This window comes from Asaia bogorensis, from assembly GCF_900465345.1.
In the GTDB taxonomy this organism is placed as follows: domain Bacteria; phylum Pseudomonadota; class Alphaproteobacteria; order Acetobacterales; family Acetobacteraceae; genus Asaia; species Asaia bogorensis_A.
Genome location: NZ_UEGO01000012.1, coordinates 67291 through 84452 on the forward strand (window position 1 = coordinate 67291; position 17162 = coordinate 84452).

At 62.0% G+C, this 17162-nt stretch carries 13 protein-coding genes; all 13 read right to left on the reverse strand.

Going from position 1 to position 17162, the window contains the following annotated elements; all coding sequences use genetic code 11:
• Positions 1-91: 91 nt before the first annotated feature.
• The 13 genes from ftsZ to ED655_RS06050 all read right to left on the reverse strand — a co-directional run bounded on the left by ftsZ (position 92) and on the right by ED655_RS06050 (position 17160).
• On the reverse strand, positions 92-1570 hold the full coding sequence (ftsZ, locus tag ED655_RS05990; protein WP_122049391.1) for a cell division protein FtsZ: 1479 nt from the start codon (positions 1568-1570) through the stop codon (positions 92-94).
• An 83-nt stretch (positions 1571-1653) separates the two neighbouring features.
• Positions 1654-3054: a cell division protein FtsA gene (gene ftsA, locus ED655_RS05995; protein WP_122049392.1), complete on the reverse strand. Its 1401-nt coding sequence runs from the start codon at positions 3052-3054 to the stop codon at positions 1654-1656.
• Positions 3051-4061 carry a cell division protein FtsQ/DivIB gene (locus ED655_RS06000; RefSeq protein WP_240993548.1) on the reverse strand — a complete coding sequence of 337 codons (1011 nt, stop codon included), beginning with the start codon at positions 4059-4061 and terminating at the stop codon, positions 3051-3053. Before ED655_RS06000 ends, ftsA begins: the two co-directional genes overlap by 4 nt.
• A gap of 71 nt (positions 4062-4132) precedes the next feature.
• Entirely contained in the window at positions 4133-5071 is a 939-nt protein-coding gene (locus tag ED655_RS06005; RefSeq protein ID WP_205835996.1) for a D-alanine--D-alanine ligase, read from the reverse strand.
• Positions 5068-5979, reverse strand: a complete 912-nt coding sequence (murB, locus tag ED655_RS06010; protein WP_122049394.1) for a UDP-N-acetylmuramate dehydrogenase — start codon at positions 5977-5979, stop codon at positions 5068-5070. Before murB ends, ED655_RS06005 begins: the two co-directional genes overlap by 4 nt.
• Positions 5976-7394, reverse strand: coding sequence for a UDP-N-acetylmuramate--L-alanine ligase (murC, locus tag ED655_RS06015; protein WP_023977569.1), 1419 nt, complete (start codon positions 7392-7394; stop codon positions 5976-5978). Before murC ends, murB begins: the two co-directional genes overlap by 4 nt.
• A gap of 101 nt (positions 7395-7495) precedes the next feature.
• Positions 7496-8611, reverse strand: a complete 1116-nt coding sequence (gene murG / locus ED655_RS06020; RefSeq protein ID WP_122049395.1) for an undecaprenyldiphospho-muramoylpentapeptide beta-N-acetylglucosaminyltransferase — start codon at positions 8609-8611, stop codon at positions 7496-7498.
• On the reverse strand, positions 8608-9801 hold the full coding sequence (locus ED655_RS06025) for an FtsW/RodA/SpoVE family cell cycle protein (RefSeq protein ID WP_122049396.1): 1194 nt from the start codon (positions 9799-9801) through the stop codon (positions 8608-8610). Before ED655_RS06025 ends, murG begins: the two co-directional genes overlap by 4 nt.
• 27 nt (positions 9802-9828) lie before the next feature.
• Positions 9829-11196: a UDP-N-acetylmuramoyl-L-alanine--D-glutamate ligase gene (gene murD / locus ED655_RS06030; RefSeq protein ID WP_122049397.1), complete on the reverse strand. Its 1368-nt coding sequence runs from the start codon at positions 11194-11196 to the stop codon at positions 9829-9831.
• A 1-nt stretch (position 11197) separates the two neighbouring features.
• Positions 11198-12289, reverse strand: coding sequence for a phospho-N-acetylmuramoyl-pentapeptide-transferase (gene mraY / locus ED655_RS06035; protein WP_023977565.1), 1092 nt, complete (start codon positions 12287-12289; stop codon positions 11198-11200).
• Positions 12289-13665 carry a UDP-N-acetylmuramoyl-tripeptide--D-alanyl-D-alanine ligase gene (locus ED655_RS06040; protein ID WP_122049398.1) on the reverse strand — a complete coding sequence of 459 codons (1377 nt, stop codon included), beginning with the start codon at positions 13663-13665 and terminating at the stop codon, positions 12289-12291. Before ED655_RS06040 ends, mraY begins: the two co-directional genes overlap by 1 nt.
• Positions 13662-15125: a UDP-N-acetylmuramoyl-L-alanyl-D-glutamate--2,6-diaminopimelate ligase gene (locus ED655_RS06045; protein WP_122049399.1), complete on the reverse strand. Its 1464-nt coding sequence runs from the start codon at positions 15123-15125 to the stop codon at positions 13662-13664. Before ED655_RS06045 ends, ED655_RS06040 begins: the two co-directional genes overlap by 4 nt.
• Before the next feature lie 4 nt (positions 15126-15129).
• Positions 15130-17160 carry a peptidoglycan D,D-transpeptidase FtsI family protein gene (locus ED655_RS06050; protein ID WP_408735650.1) on the reverse strand — a complete coding sequence of 677 codons (2031 nt, stop codon included), beginning with the start codon at positions 17158-17160 and terminating at the stop codon, positions 15130-15132.
• Positions 17161-17162: the final 2 nt, after the last annotated feature.

Sequence of the window (17162 nt, forward strand, 5' to 3'; positions counted from 1 at the left end):
GACCAGTCAATGTTTGTTGCCATTCATTACGGCCTAAGGCTCTGAAACTGCACGTAAAAATCAGTTTCAGAGCGTGGCTTTGTGTCAGAAATCAGCGACCCTGATCGCGACGAAGAAAAGCAGGAATGTCGAGACCGTTTTCTTCGCTATTGTCGTGATTCGAGACAGGACGCGAAGGCTCAGCGCGCTCGACCACAGTGGGTTCGTTGCGCGGTGCCTCGTCTTGCTGGGTATAGTTCGACGGCGCGGGTCGACCACGCAGCGCACCTGTTACGATACCAAACAGACTGCGAGACTGGGGTTCGGGCGCGGGGCGTTGACCCTGGTCCGAGAACAGGCCCGAACGCGGTGAGGCAGCGGGGGCTGGTGTCACTTTTGCTGCCTGGGGAGGCACTGAGTGAGGAGAGGGCGCAGCGCTTGCGGGTGATTGCGCATCAAGCGCGTAATGGGGCTGCTGGCGCGGTACGGCGGCATAGGTGGAAGCCGGCTGGAAAGGCTGCTGCCCGGCATTCTGGGCGAGTTCCGCGCCATCAGCCATGACGGAGGTTTCCTGCGACGGCTCTGACGGGGCAACCACCTCTTCGGGCTCGGGCTCACGGCTGCCGTCAATACCAGTAGCGACTACCGAAACGCGGATGCGACCGTTCAGCGACGAATCGATGGCTGAACCCCAGATGATCGTGGCGTCATCAGCCACTTCCTGTCGGATACGCTCTGCGGCCTGATCGACTTCGTAAAGGGTCAGGTCATCACCGCCGGTGATGTTGATGAGAAGACCACGCGCCCCGGACATGGACGAGTCATCAAGGAGCGGGTTGGAAATGGCGCGGTTGGCGGCTTCGAGGGCGCGATCCTCACCTTCGGCTTCGCCCGTACCCATCATCGCCTTGCCCATCTCCGCCATGACAGTGCGGATATCGGCGAAGTCGAGATTGATCAGCCCGGGTGCCAGCATGAGATCGGTCACGCCGCGCACACCCATATAGAGCACCTCGTCAGCCATCTTGAAGGCTTCACGCAAGGTCGTGTGCATGGTCGCCATGCGAAACAGGTTCTGGTTCGGAATGACGATCAGCGTATCGACATATTGCTGCAGCTCGGCAATGCCTGCCTCGGCCACTTTCTTGCGTCGCGCGCCTTCAAAGCCGAAAGGTGTGCTGACCACGCCGACTGTGAGAATCTTGCGGTCACGCGCCATCTTGGCAATGACGGGTGCAGCGCCCGTGCCGGTGCCGCCACCCATGCCAGCTGTCACAAAAACCATGTGCGCGCCATCAATATGACGGCTGATTTCCTCTGCCGCTTCCTCAGCGGCAGCCTTGCCGATTTCCGGCTTGGCACCTGCCCCGAGGCCCTGGGTAAGATGAGGACCAAGCTGGACGCGGCGTTCTGCGCGTGAGCCCGCAAGCGCTTGCGCATCCGTATTGGCGACAACAAATTCGACGCCCTGCAACTGCATCTCGATCATGTTGTTGACGGCATTCATGCCACCGCCACCAACGCCGATAACGGTGATGCGCGGAGAGAAGTCAGAGTAATTATATTGCGGGGCAGTGAGATTGAGCGTCATGGCGTAATCCGGATAGGGCTGGTATCAGTCCCGAATTCAGGGAGAATGACTGAAAAGCGTAACCTTAATAGGTTAGTTTTTCGTCATGTGCGACCCCTAATGAAATGGACCAGGCGCTTTAGCATGCCTCCCGGTCTCTGCTCTGGTGTATCGGCATCGTGGAAGCTCCGATCTCCCCCGGCGACCCAGGCCAGCAGGCCCGATGCCGTGGAAAAACCAGCGGAATTCGCGCCGATTTCGGGTAATCCGACAATGCCGAGCGGGCGTCCGAGACGAACGGGACGATCCAGGATCCGTGCGGCCATCGGTCCCACGCCATCCAGCAGGGAGGCACCTCCGGTCAGGACCACACGCTCGCGGCCTGTCCGGCTGAAACCGGCATCATCCAGACGATCGCGCACGAGTTCGAGCGTTTCCTCGATGCGCGGCCTGATGGCCGAGACCAGTCTTGCGCGTGAAACGGTTGTCAGCGTCCCGGGGGCTTCACCGATTTTCTGAAGCGTGATGAGTTCGCTGCTGTCTTCGGCAGAGAGTTCGGCGGCGCCATATTTGGTCTTGAGCCGCTCCGCCTCGTCCAGCGAGGTGGAAAGCATGCCCGCGAGATCGCGGGTGACATGCAATCCGCCGACAGGCAGGAAAGCCGTATGACGTAGCATGCCATCACCAAAGACGGCGATCGAGGTCGTGCCGCCGCCCATATCGACAACAGTTGCGCCAAGTTCGCGCTCATCTGCATCGAGCACCGAGAGACCCGAGGCGAGGGACGCCGAGACAAGACCGGTCATCTTGAGCTCTGAGCGCATCAGGACCGAGTCCAGTGTACGCACTGCGGTTGTTGCGGCATCGACGACATGAAGCCTGGCCGTGAGTTGCTCACATACCTGGCCCCGGGGATCGACAATGCCGTAAGTATCATCCACCGCATAACCGATGGGCAGGGTGTGGATGACGGTGCGACCCTCGGTGAAGGCACGGGCCTGACCCTCTGCCACGACGCGGGCCATATCGCTCTCGCTGACCCCGTGACCACCAATGGGCATACGCGCATTGAACAGACGGCTCTCGGGATGACCACAGGAGAGATTGACGGCAATATCGTCGAGGCGACGATCGGCAGCTTCTTCAGCCTGACCGACAGTGGCACGTATGGCCTGCTCAGCCTCTTTCAGATCGACGATATTGCCGTTGCGTATCCCGCGCGATCGACGCCAGCCATAGCCGAGCACACGCAACGTGCCATCAGCCTCGCCACGGCCGATCAGGCAGGTCATCTTGGTCGATCCGATGTCCAGCACACCGAAAACACCCACGCGCCAGTGTCTGGGCATGGCAGGCTCATCTGCCGGGGGCAGGGCGAGGATATGATCCTCGGAGCGTTCGTGATGTCTCTGCGCTGTGCTGACCGGCAGGAGCGCGCGGCTACGCACTGTCCGCCGGCGCTTCTTGCGCGGCGAGTCCGGGTCTGTGGCCACGAGGTCGTTCATTCTTCGGTCGAGGCTCCATCTGCGGAGGAAGGGGCTTGGCTGTCATGGCCGCGCTGGGTGGCAGCATGGCCCGGTTTGTGCGTTGATTGCGGCGGATTTCCGGTAGTTCCCGGTCCTGATTTTTGCGTTGATCCTGCTTGTCCGCCGCTTCTGACGGGCGCGCCATTACCTGTGTTGGAGGCGTCGGTGCCGGGTTCCTTGTCCTGGTTGGTATTTGAAGATTCATGCGGAGCGTTCGGATCGGCAACCGGCGCGGGGGGCTGGTGAATGACCATACGATCCGGCAGGCGCATATCGATCGAAACGACCGGGCGCTCGAGCAGGCGGAACTGGTCCTGATATTGCGCAAGACGCGCAAGCGCCGCCTGTTCCTGTCCTTCTGGCAGCAGGACGGTGGCGCCATCACGCAGGGTCAGGTTCCAGCGACGCTGCCCGACACGTACGGCTGCGACAACGAACTCCTTGACCGATGGATTGGCCGTCAGCGCATCCACCAACGTCGAGGCCGCCAGGTTTGCACCTTCGCCGACAACCAGTGGCAGCTTGATAAAGGCCTGACCATTTTTGCCTTCCAGCCCCTGATCCGGCACGCGCTCGCCAGCGCGGTTGATCAGGATGAACTGTCCATGGTCCTGCCAGACGGCCACCGGGCTGCGTTCCGTGATCTTGATGACGATCGTGTCGGGCATATGCCGTTCGACCGTCGCATGATCGATAAAGGGCAGAGTGTCGATGCGATCACGCGCCGCCGAGACCGAAAACCCGAAGATCGGCTTGCCGACCGAGGTGCCGAGAGCCCGCATCAGATCGTCTTCCGGCGTGAGGTTGCGCCCCTCGATTCGGATCGTCTTGATCTGGAATGGCAGGTACTGAACGAGCTTCGCGCGATAGGGCGCAAAACGCGCCTCGGAAGCCGAAAGGCGCAGAAATGAGGCGGCAATTCCTGCTACGACCAGCAGAAAAAGGAAGGCCAGAAATACACGCAGGCCCCGCTTGTGGCGGCGCATAAACAGCACGAGACGCGCTGGTCTGTCCTGCTGAACGGGCCCGCGATACGGAGCTTCCGGCCGCCGGTTTCTCATCTGGCCTGTTTGCCCCGCGTGGTGAGAGCATCACGCACGATCCAGTCGCAAAGCTCCGGGTAGGAAATGCCACAATAGGCGGCCTGTTCCGGCAGGAGAGAGGTGGCGGTCATGCCGGGTTGCGTATTGACTTCCAGAAGGATCAGACGGGACGTTTCCTCGTCATAACGGAAATCGGCTCGCGAGGCACCCGAGCAGCCCAGCGCACGGTGGGCGTTCTCGGCCACGCGCAAGGCCTGGGTGAAAATGGCCTCCGGCACTTGCGCTGGCACGTGATGCACGGAACCACCGGGTGCGTATTTCGCGTCGAAATCGTAGAAATCGCCTGTGGGAGACGCCGCCACGATATCGGTCACGGTCAGGGCCCGGTCACCCAGCACGGCGACGGTGAGTTCGCGACCCGGAATATATTCCTCAACCAACGCCTCGCGGCCAAAGGCCCAGTTAGAGGCAATGGTCTGACGGCGGTTGCTGCCGGTCCGGACAATCTCGACCCCGAATGATGACCCTTCGGCGATGGGCTTGACCACATAGGGCGTCGGTAGAGGGTCAGCTGCGGCAAGTTCGTCCATCGTCACGACCCGTCCCTCAGCGACGGGCAGACCGGCCGCTGCAAACACGCGACGCGAGGCTTCCTTGTCCATGGCGAGCGAGGACGCCCGTATGGAAGAATGGGTGTAGGTCAGGCCTAGCCACTCCAGAACGCCCTGAATGGCACCATCTTCCCCCAGCGGGCCATGCAGCGCATTGAACACGACATCTGGTGCCGCAGCGCGCAGGGCGCGGATCGTTTCGGCCAGATCGGGGCCGGCATCGACACTGACAACATCATGCCCGGCTTCGGCCAGAGCCTGTGCAACGCCAGCGCCACTACGCAGACTGACGGGTCGTTCGCTTGAAATGCCTCCCTGAAGGACGGCAATCTTCAGACTCATGGCTGTTCTCCCGATGACGGTTTTCCAAGGCGTTTGATTTCCCAATGCAGGGCAATGCCGCTTTGGGCAAGGACGCGAGCACGGACTTCGTCACCCAGATCTTCCAGATCGCGGCTTGTGGCAGTGCCGAGATTGAGCAGGAAATTACAGTGTTTCTCGCTTACCTGCGCGCCACCCCGGGTGAGACCACGGCATCCGGCGTCGTCAATCAGTTGCCAGGCCTTGTGGCCGTCAGGATTGCGGAAGGTCGAGCCCCCCGTGCGGGCCTTGACGGGTTGCGAGGCCTCGCGGGCGGCCTTGATGCCTGCAATATGGGTGCGGATCTGCTCGCGGTCGCCCGGTCGCGCCCGCAGCCGCGCCCTCAGCACGATGGCCCCATCAGGCAGACTGGCATGACGATAGCTGAAGGCCAGTTCGGCATTGCCCAGACGCGTGATCGTCCCGTCGGGCAGGAGGATTTCAGCCCAGTCGAGCACGGCATTGATATCAGAGCCATAAGCGCCGGCATTCATGACCACCGCCCCGCCAATGGAGCCGGGAATTCCAGCTAGGAATTCCAGCCCGGTCAGACCTGCTGCGGCGGCCTGCTCGGCCACGATCATGTCGAGCGCTGCAGCACCGGCCACGAGACCATCGGGCTCGATGACGATATCGGCGAAACCGCCCGCCATGCGCACCACAAGTCCCTCAATCCCATCATCGCGGATGATGACATTCGAACAGGCGCCAAGCACCGTGACCGGAAACCCTTCGGGGAGGGCCGCCAGAGTGTCGGCAAGGTCCTGCACATCCTTGGGCACGAACAGGGCTTCGGCATTGCCGCCCGTGCGAAACCAGGCGCGTGGGCCAAGCGGTGCGTCAAAACTCAACCGGCCACGTGGCGAGAGCTGATGCAGATTCGTGCTCATGATGCCTTGCCATTAAGCGCGGCAAGCTGACCCGGCAGCGCGTGGGCCCAGTTGGTGATGGTGCCCGCACCAAGGCACACAACGAAGTCACCCGGCTTGGCGATGGCGTTGATCATCTCGGCCAGATGCTCGGGGCCGGGCAACGGCACCACGGAGCGATGGCCGCTGGCGCGCAGTCCCTCGATCAGTGTGTCGCGGCTGACGCCCTCGATCGGCGCTTCACCGGCAGCATAGACATCGGTCACGATGACCGTTCCAGCGTCGTTCATGCAGGTGCAGAAATCGCTGAACAGGGCTTGGAGGCGCGAGTAGCGATGCGGCTGCACCACGGCAATCACATCGCGTGCGCCAGCCTGGCGGGCGGCGCGCAGCACGGCAGCAATCTCGACCGGATGATGACCGTAATCATCAATGACCGTGATACCATTGAAATCACCGCAACGCGTGAAACGACGCTTGACGCCGCGGAACCCGGCGAGCGCAAGGCGAATGGTTTCGTCACTGATATCCATCTCGCTGGCGACGGCGATGGCAGCGAGTGCGTTGAGCACGTTGTGCTGGCCCAGCATGGGCAGGCGGAACGGCCCGGCGCGACGCGTGGTCTTTCGCGTGCGGTTGGTGATCACCACCTCGAATGTGGCGCCCAGACGGTCGGTAATCAGCTTGTCCGCGCGGATATCGGCCTGCGGGCTGAAGCCATAGGTCACGATACGATGGTCTGACAGGCGCGGGATCATCTGCTGTACGGCAGGATGATCGATGCACAGTACAGCAAACCCGTAGAACGGAATGTTGGACACGAACTGGTCATAGGCCGCCTGCATGGCTTCTGCCGTGCCCCAATGGTCCAGATGTTCGGGGTCCATATTGGTGACCACGGCAATGACCGCAGGCAGACGCAGGAAGGAGCCATCGCTCTCATCGGCCTCGACCACCATCCAGTCGCCCGAACCCATGCGGGTGTTGGTGCCGTAAGCCTCGATAATGCCGCCATTGATCACGGTCGGGTCAAGTTTGGCCTGTTCGAGCACGCAGGCCACGAGGCTTGTGGTGGTTGTCTTGCCATGGGTGCCGCCAATCGCCACCGCCCAGCGCAGGCGCATGAGCTCGGCCAGCATTTCGGCACGACGCACGACGGGGATCAGCCTCGCGCGCGCCGCCAGAACCTCGGGATTGTCCTTCTTCACGGCCGTTGAGGTGACCACAACCTGAGCCGCGCCCAGATTACCTTCGTCATGGCCAATCGCGACGACAATACCGAGCTTGCGCAGGCGCAGCACATTGGCGTTTTCGCTGATATCCGACCCCTGAACCTTGTAGCCGAGCATATGCAGCACTTCGGCAATTCCTGACATGCCAATTCCGCCAATACCGACGAAATGGATGGTTCCGATGGAAAGGGGGAGTGCGCGCATGAACCAGGCTTTCAGAGTAACTGCGAGAAAACAGGAAGATCGAGTTGAGGACAGAAGAAGGGCGTCAGGTCAGCGATGGATGTGAGCGAAGAGGCTACCCATCACGAAACAGGGGAGCGGTAGTCCGAAATGCGGGCTTCGACAAGGTCGGCCAGCAGTCTGGCGCTGTGGGGATGGGCAAAACCGTGTGCGGCCTTCGCCGCCATCGCCAGACGTTCGGGGGCGTTCAGCAAGGTGGCAAGAAAGGCAGATATCGTCTCGGGGGTGAAGTCCTTCTGGCGGAACATCCAGGCCCCGCCAGCATCGACAAGCTGCGTGGCATTGGCGCCCTGTTCGTCTGATGCGGCAATGGGCAGGGGGACAAGAATGGACGGACGACCCGCAATGGTGAGCTCTGCCACAGAAGAGCCTCCGGCACGCCCGATCACCAGATGCGCCTGCCGCAGCAATGTGGCGACATCGCTGAAAAACGGCGCGAGGGTGCAAACAATGCCTGCGGCCTCGTAGGCGGCGCGTGTTTCAGCAATGTCTTTCTCATGCACCTGCTGCGTCACGCGCAGCCGGGCGCGGAACCCTGCGGGCAACTGGGCCAGAGCGGCGGGCATGGTGGTCGAGAACACTCTGGCGCCCAGGGACCCCCCCCAGATCAGGAGATTGATCGCCTCTTCGGGCGGGGTATAGGGCTCATCGAGCAGCGCCTCGATGGCGGGCCGCACCGGCATGCCGGTTAGGGCCGTGCGCAGCCCCAGAGGCAGACGGGCGACGGTGGGGAAAGATGTCGCGATGGCACTGGCAAAACGGGCCAGCAGGGCATTGGCCTGCCCGAGCACGGCATTGCCTTCATGAAGGATCACGATCGGCTTGCGTCCGCCGGTCAGGAAACGACTGCCCAGAATGGGGGGCACCGACGGATAGCCGCCAAAGCCGATCACGGCGACGGGCGCGATCTGTTTATGCAGGCTGCGGGCCTCCCAGGCACCCCGCAGAAGCGAAGTCACACCGCGGAGCTTGGCAGCGATACCCTTGCCAGCCACACCTGTGCCATCAAGCACATATTGTGGCCTGTCCTGAAAGATACCGCTCGTTCTTTTACCAGCTCGCTTGTCGGTCATCAGCACCAGATCATGCCCGCGCGCCGCAAGTTCGGTCGCGAGCGCCTCGGCGGGGAAGAAATGGCCGCCTGTGCCACCGGCAGCAATCACGATGGGGCTTTTCACGAATTGGATCCTTCACGAAGCGACGTCCAGTGCCTCTGACCGGCATAGTGCGAACTGATGGGGCTGGCCGAAACCTGATGGCGTGTCAGTGCCAGCACCATGCCAAGGGTCAGGGCGATGGAGATGGCCGAGGAGCCACCATAGGAAATGAGGGGCAGCGTCATGCCCTTGGTGGGAATCAGATGCAAGGTCGAGCCCATATTGATGAAGGCCTGCAGCCCGAACCCGGCAACCAGCCCCGACGCGGCCGTGATCACGAACGGGTCGCTCTCGCGCATGAGCTTGAGCAGCGTGCGCACCACGATGACGGTGAAGATCAGGATGATAAACAGGCAGATGAACAGCCCGTACTCCTCACCCGCCACAGCAAACACGAAATCGGCATGGGCGTCTGGCAGCAGATCCTTCACCCGGCCTTCACCGGGGCCACGCCCCATCATGCCGCCATTGCCAAAGGCACGCAGCGCGGTGTCGATCTGATAATGGTCGCCCACATTGGGGTGCAGGAAGCGCTCCACGCGCGAGCGCACGTGCGGAAACGCGACATAGGCGCCTGCAAACGCCGCGATCATGGCTCCCACGCCAGCACCAACAAAAATGATGGGCAGGCCATTCACGAAAAGCTGGATGAAAAAGACCATCGTGATGACCGACAACATGCCGATATCAGGCTGTGACTTGAGCAGTAGCAGGATAAGCCCGAAACAGCCGAAGGCGATGAGCATGCCGGGGAAACGGACCGAGCCGAAAATGACCCGCCGCCTCTGCTCGGCAAGCAGCCATCCCGTCACCACTGCAAAGAACGGCTTGAGGAACTCGGAGGGCTGGACCGACATCATGGGCAGCGCAATCCAGCGCCGCGCCCCCTTGATCTCGACGCCATGAACGAGCGTCATGAAGGTAGCCGCCAACGCAATGACACCGCCGATAAGCGCAAGGCGTTTGACCGCTTCACGCGACAGGCCGGAGACAAGCAGCACGACCCCACCCGCCAGAAGCAGGAAGATCACCTGTTTGAGGATGAACATCTCGCGTGAGGCGCCAATGCGCACGGCGACGGCAGGACTGGCGGCCAGCATCAGGACATAGCCAAAAGCTATCAGCACCCCGACACAGCACAAGGTGACGCGATCCACATTGCGCCACCAGCGCCCTATACGGGACGTATCGACACGTGAAAGCCCTGCCATGTTTCCCTAACCCCTCGGCCCTTCGGATCAGGGCGTTTCTGAATCGCTGAGGCGAGTCAGGATATCGATAAAAGACGCGCCGCGCGCTTCAAAACTCGCAAACTGGTCAAAGCTTGCACATGCCGGCGACAGCAGAACAACCGGGACATCGAGCGCGCGGGCCGCTTCCAGTGCCGCCGACGTCGCAACATCGAGCGTCTGGCTGATTTCAGTGGCAACCCCGTGGGCCAGCAGAGTGACCTGCAGGATGGGCGCGTCGCGGCCGATCAGAAAAGCCTTGGCAATCCGATCGAACAATGGCGCAAGTGCCTCGATCCCACCGGATTTGGCCGTACCCCCCGCAATCCAGATGACCTTGTCATAGCAGAGCAGCGCCTTTTCGGCGGCTTCGGCGTTGGTCGCTTTGCTGTCGTTGATGAAACGGATACCATCAATGACGCCCGCCAGTGCCTGACGATGCGGCAGGCCCGGATAGGTTGTCAGGCCGGTTTCGATGGCGCGGTCGTCCAGCCCCAGATGCTTTGCCATCGCCCGTGCCACGAGAGCATTCTGCAGATTATGCGCGCCGGGCAGGGCGGGCGCTGCTTCAAGGGCTTTCGCCACCGGCGCGACAAGCGTTTCATCATGAACCGAGATCGTGACGACGCCCAGGCCGTTGGCAATCAGCGTTGATGCCTCGGCGCGGGTGTAGGCGTCGTCGACGCCGATCACAGCGAGATCATCCGGGGTCATGTTATCGAAAACGTGGCGTTTGGCTGCGGCATAGCCCGCCATATCCCCGTGACGGTCCAGATGATCCGGCGTCAGATTGAGCAGGCAGGCTGTCGCGGCATGATACTGGTCCAGACGCTCCAGCATATAGGACGACATCTCGATGACATACACGCCGTCATCGGGCAGGAGCGGCAGGGCAAGCGATGCCGTACCGAGATTGCCCCCGGCCAAAACAGGCACTCCGGCCTTATCCAGCATATGGGCGAGCAGGGCGGTCGTCGTGGATTTGCCGTTCGTCCCGGTGATCGAGGCGAAACGGGCCTTCGAGCCTGTCTTGCGCACCGCACGATAGAGCATCTCGGCATCGGACAGAATGGGGATGCCAGCCTCACGCGCCTTGATGGCGACGGGGTGAGGGCTCGGAAGCCTGTGAGGGATGCCCGGTGAGAGGATCAGCGCCTCGAACCCGGTCAGATCGTCCAGCGGGGCGGCGGTAAAGCGGCTGTTTTCGCCCTGCGCTCCATAAGCATCAGGGGCCGGGGGTGATTTGTCATCCCAGGCCTGGACCTCTGCCCCCATGCCAAGCAGGGCCTTGACGACAGCGTGGCCATTGCGGCCAAGGCCGACCACAGCAAAGCGCGACCCGGCAAACAGATCGGAGGGGAAGGGGCGACCGGTCATTTCAGCGCAGCTTCAGCGTGGCAAGGCCAGCCAGGCCGAGCAGGATGGACACGATCCAGAACCGGATGACGATCTTGGGCTCCTGCCACCCTTTCTTTTCGAAGTGATGATGCAGCGGGGCCATCAGAAAGACGCGCTTTTTTGTGCGCTTGTACCAGAACACCTGAATGACAACCGAGAGTGTCTCGACCACGAAAAGCCCGCCCACGATGCAAAGCACCAGCTCATGCTTGACCGCAACTGCGACAGCACCCAGTGCGCCACCCAGCGAGAGCGAGCCCGTATCGCCCATGAACACATCGGCCGGGGTCGCATTGAACCAGAGAAAGCCGAGCCCCGCGCCGATAAGGGCTGCACAGAAAACGGCAAGCTCGCCGGTGCCGGGGACAAGGTGAAGCTGCAGATAATCGGCGAAAACGCGATTACCCACCAGATAGGCGATCAGCGCGAAAACCAGCGATGCGATCACGACAGGCACGATGGCGAGACCGTCAAGGCCGTCGGTAAAGTTCACCGCATTGCCGAACCCGGTCATGGTGAGCATGGCAAAAAGCGGAAAGGCAAAGCCGAGCGGCAGCAGGAAGTCTTTCACGAACGGAAAGGCCACCATATTACGCAGTTCGGGCGGCATCAGGCTTTCCATCCAGTAGCCGGCAATCAGCGAGGCGGCGAATTCGCTCCCCAGCCGGGCCCGCTTGGATACGCCTGCCGTGTTGCGACGCGAGAGCTTGAGATAGTCATCCGCAAACCCTACCGCGCCGAAAGCGGCTGTCACGAACATGACGGCCCAGACGAAGCCGTTCGTGAGATCGGCCCAGAGCAGGGTGGAAGCAAAAAGCGCGATCAGGATGAGCATGCCACCCATTGTGGGGGTGCCGGCTTTTTCGAGAATATGGCGTTCCGGGCCGAGCGTGCGAATGGGCTGCCCCTCGCGCTGGATACGCTTGAGCTGCGCAATGAAGGGACGCCCGAAAACCAGCGAAATAACGAAAGCCGTCAGGCATGCACCGCCTGAACGGAATGTCAGGTAATGGAACAGATTGAAGAAGCCGCCATGGGTCGTGTCGTGGATGGCGATAAGATTATACAGCATCAGGCCTGCACGCCCCCTGCAAGAAGAGGGGTGACAATGTCGCGCATGCGACTGCCAAGACTGCCTTTTACGAGAACCACGTCACCGGCTTTCAGATTGGATTGGACGAAGGGGGCGAGAGATGCCGCGTCTGGTTGCCAGACGCCACGCTTTTCTTCGGGAAGAGCGTCAAAAACATGGCGCATGTGCGGGCAGCAGCAAAAAACCAGATCGGCGTTTGCTGTGACATCCGGCACGAGTGAGAGATGCTCTGACTCGGCAAAGTCACCGAGTTCGCGGATATCACCCAGAACCGCGATTTTCCGTTCGCCCGGTACGAGAGAGAGCGTTTCCAGCGCTGCACGGATGGAGAGAACCGAGGCATTGTAGCTCTCATCCAGCAGGGCAGCCTGCCCGGCCATGATGAGCTGGATCTGGCCACGCCCCGCGCCGGGGCGCCACGCGGCCAGAGCCGCTATGGGGTGGGCAAGAGGCAGGCCGAGCGCCTGAAGGGCCGCAAGGGCCATGCCTGCGTTGCGCACGAGATGGGCTCCCGGTGCAGCAAGCGTCACCGCATGACTCGTCCCATCGCGACAACCGAGCGTGAATTGTGAGCTTCCTGACGCGGTCTGCACGCCGGTCAGGCGATAATCGGCGTTCTCGCCCAGACCGACACGGGCCAGGCGGCACCCGGCCTGTGCGGCAGCATCCTCGAAAACGGCGTCCAGCCCTGTATCGTCTGGAACCAGCGCCACGCCAGCGTTACTGAGGGCGCGGATCAGGTCGGATTTTTCTTCTGCAATGGCCCCCACACTCCCCATATAGCCCAGATGCGAACTGCCTATGGTGGTGATGACGGCTGCATCGGGGCGCACCATCCCGGCCAGTGGAGCGATCTCACCGCGATGGTTCATGCCGATCTCGGCCACGCAGAATGCAGCATTGCGCGGCATACGGGCGAGCGTCAGCGGGACACCCCAGTGGTTGTTGTAGGAGGCGACTGCCGCATGGGTCGGCCCGAGCGCCGAGAGGGCGCAATGCAGCATGTTCTTGGTCGTGGTCTTGCCGACTGACCCCGTCACACCGATCATCACACCGGTGAAACGCGCCCGTGCGGCCTGTGCCAGGGCGCGTAGCCCCTGCATGGTGTCCTGCACACGCAGCAACCGCGGGTCGTCGCTGCCTGACGCAGTGTGAACCATGACGCAGGCCGCGCCTTTCTCCAGTGCGGTCGTGATATGGGCATGGCCGTCGCTGGTATCGCCCACGAGGGCGATGAACAGGTCTCCCGGTTCCAGCGTGCGGGTATCAATGGAGATACCGGTCACGGTGACATCGGCAATGAGCTGCCCTGATGTGGCCTCACGAAGCTCGGCGCTGGTCCAGATCGGTGTCATGCCGGCACCCCGGTCAGTTCGCGGATCACCGCACGGTCGTCAAACGGTGTCGTGACACCAGCCACGGTCTGTCCACTCTCATGGCCCTTGCCTGCCACGACCACCACATCACCCGGTCTGGCTTCGGACAGGGCAGCGGCAATGGCCGCGCGTCTGTCCCCGATTTCCAGAGCATCAGGGCAGGCGGCAAGGATGGCAGCGCGGATTGAGGCGGGATCCTCGCTGCGCGGGTTATCATCCGTCACGATCGCCAGATCGGCCAGTTTCGCAGCGATGCCACCCATGAGGGGGCGCTTGCCCCGGTCACGGTCCCCACCGGCACCGAATACGACAATCAGGCGGTTCTGAGCATGAGGGCGCAGGCTGTGCAGCAGATGATCCAGCGCGTCGGGGGTGTGGGCGTAATCGACATAGACACCGGCACCATTATTTAGCGTCACGGCCAGTTCGGCACGACCGCGTACGCCTTGCAGATGGGGGATGAGGTCGAGAATACCCCGCGCCTGATCGTCCTGCGCCCAAATCATCGATGCCGCCAGAAGCACGTTATCAACCTGAAAGCGGCCCGTCAGCCCGATAGTGACGTCGGGCAGTTTCTCACCGAACAGAGCGAGGGAGACAATCTGACCATGCGGCAATGGGGTGGCATTCAGCAGACGGATCGTCTCGCCCTGTTCGCCCACACTCCGCGGCTTGAGGCGTCGTGCCTGCGCCAGATCGCGCAGGGCCGAGACAGTTTGCGCATCCATGTCCGCGTTGAAGGCGGCAATGGCCCCTTCAGGCAAAAGATCGGAAAAAAGGCGCAGCTTGGCGGCGCGATAGGCGTCCATCGTCCCGTGATAATCGAGATGGTCGCGCGTCAGATTGCAGAACCCGCCCGCGCCGAGACGCACGCCATCCAGACGATGCTGGTCGAGACCGTGAGACGAGGCCTCCAGCGCGACATGGTCGATCCCTGCGGTTTTGAGCTGCGCCAGTGTCTGGGCCATCGAGACGGCGTCTGGCGTCGTCAGCGGCGGCGGGGCCTCGACGGGAATATCGCTGATCAGCCCCAGCGTGCCGATACTGGCAGCCGGTTTGCCGCTCATGGACCAGAGCTGGCGCAGGAAATCGGCTGTGCTGCTCTTGCCGTTTGTTCCCGTCACTGCAGCAATATGGGCTGGCTGGGGCCCGGCAAGGACAGCTGCCATGAGCGCCAGCGCATGGCGAGGCGAGGGCGATGAGACGCAGGGCACGGAAAAAGTGGGTGTTACCGCGTCGGAGGCCAGCAGGGCCGAGGCACCTTGTGCGAGCGCCTGCGGAATGAACGTCGCGCCATCGACAGCAACGCCGGGCAGGGCGGCGAAGATCATACCCGGCCGCACCGCACGACTATCCGCTGTGATGCCATGAATTTCAGGGTCAACGACAAGAGGCGGGACCGTTAGTCCGGCCCGCTTCAGGATCTCGGAAAGACGCATGGGCTCAGCCTCGTTCGGGAGTGTGGTGCGCGGCGCGATCGGCGGCTTTGGCGGCGAGCTTCGCCGCTTTCTCGGCAGCCTTGGCCGCCTTCTTCTCGGCCTCTTCCTTCTGCGCGGCGATGCGCGGGTCGCCGGGATCATTTCCGGGCCCGAGAGCGCGACGTCCGGGGGGAATGCCGGGCTCAAGCGGTATGGCCATCTCGGCGTCGATACGGGCAGCGTTCTTGGTGTCCGGAAACAGGCCGAGCATCGGGCCGATACGCGCAATCAGCTTGCCGGTGGTTGGCGCCGCATTCCAGCCTGAGGTCACAAAGCCATGTGTCTTGGGCGTAGGATGCGGAGAGTCGAGCATGACGTACACGGCATAGCGCGGCGCGTTCATCGGGAAGATGGAGGTGAAGGCCGAGATATTGACGTGTTTGAGGTAACGGCCATTGGGGCCGACCTTCTCTGCCGTGCCGGTCTTGCCGCCCACAAAGTAGCCAGGCACCTCGGCGCTGCGGGCCGTACCCTGTGTCACGTCAAGACGAAGCATCTTGCGGATAAGCTTTGAATTCTCCTCTGATACGACGCGCTCACCCTGAGGGATGGGCGGCGGTGCAGGGGCATCGCTGCTGGCGTCGGCGTCCGGCTTGAAGGCTGCTGGGACGACAGGCGCGTGAGAGGGCTGCGTCGTGGCAGGTGTCGTGTTCAGCGCGCCATCCTGTGATGCGGCGTTGCCTGCCGGTGAAGGTGCAGCATTCCCCGGTACTTGGTCCGTCGCGGCGCTGGTGCCATCATCCTGCTCGCGGGCGAGGAGGGTTGGCTTGATCAGGATGCCGCCATTCACCGTCGCTGCCGTCCCGCGCACGATCGAGAGCGGTGGCTCGGCAACACCATGACCGAACCCGACCGTCATGACGGTCGATATGCCCCAGTTCTTTGAGGATGGCACAATCGGACGTCCGGCCTCGGGCAGCTCGATAGGCACGCGGTTGAAAAATCCCATCGTGCGCAGCCAGTCCTGCTGCCTTTTCGCGCCGACATCGAGCGCAATATGGGCAGCCGCCGGGTTTGAGGATTTTGCCAGAACGTCGGGCAATGCCAGCCAGGGGGCAAAATGATCGGTCTTGATGTCAGAGATGGTGAACCGGCCGATATGGATGGGAATGGTTGAAAAGCGGTCCCAGATATGGGCAACGCCATACTCGATGGCCATGGCCGCTGTTTGCAGCTTGAAGGTCGAACCAGGCTCATACATGCCTGTGACAGCGCGGTTGAAACGGGCATCGGCAGGTGCATGGCCGAACTCATTGGCATCATAGTCGGGCAGGCTGACCATGGAGATGATCTCGCCTGTGTTCACGTCCATGACGATGGCAGCCGCGCCTATGGCCTGAAACTCGTCCATTGCCGCCTGGGTCACTTCACGCGCGACAGCCTGGATACGCACATCAAGCGACAGGCGCAGCGGGGTACGATCCTTGTTCAGGCGCTCGTTGAAGTAGCGTTCGACACCAGCCACACCATGATCGTCAATGTCCACGCCACCCAGAATCTGCGCTGCGGTGCGGCCCAGCGGATAATGACGCCGCTCGCTCGCTTCAAAATAGATGCCGGGGATGCCAAGATTGTTGATCGCGATTTCCTGCACCGGCGAGATATCGCGCGCGATATAGACGAACTGCTTCTTCAGCGAGAGGCGACGTGTGGTCTCGGCTTCATCCAGCTGCGGTAGCACGCTCTTGAGCTTTTTAGCCGCGTCTGCCGCGTCGATCAGCTCCATGGGATTGGCATAGACCTGTGCCACAGGCAGAGACAGGGCCAGCGTCTGGCCGTTGCGGTCGACAATGCTGGCGCGGCGCACGTCGGGGAGCGAGAAATCACCAGCAACCTGACCCTTGGGATCGCTTTTGGGGATCTCGGGAACCTGCGAGGCAATCTGGCGCTTTTCGGGCGCCATGGGCATGAACACCGTGGCGAGGCTGAGTTTGGCTGCAACAAGGCTGAACAGCAGCATGAAGCCAAGACCAACGCCGATCAGCCTTGTATGCATCT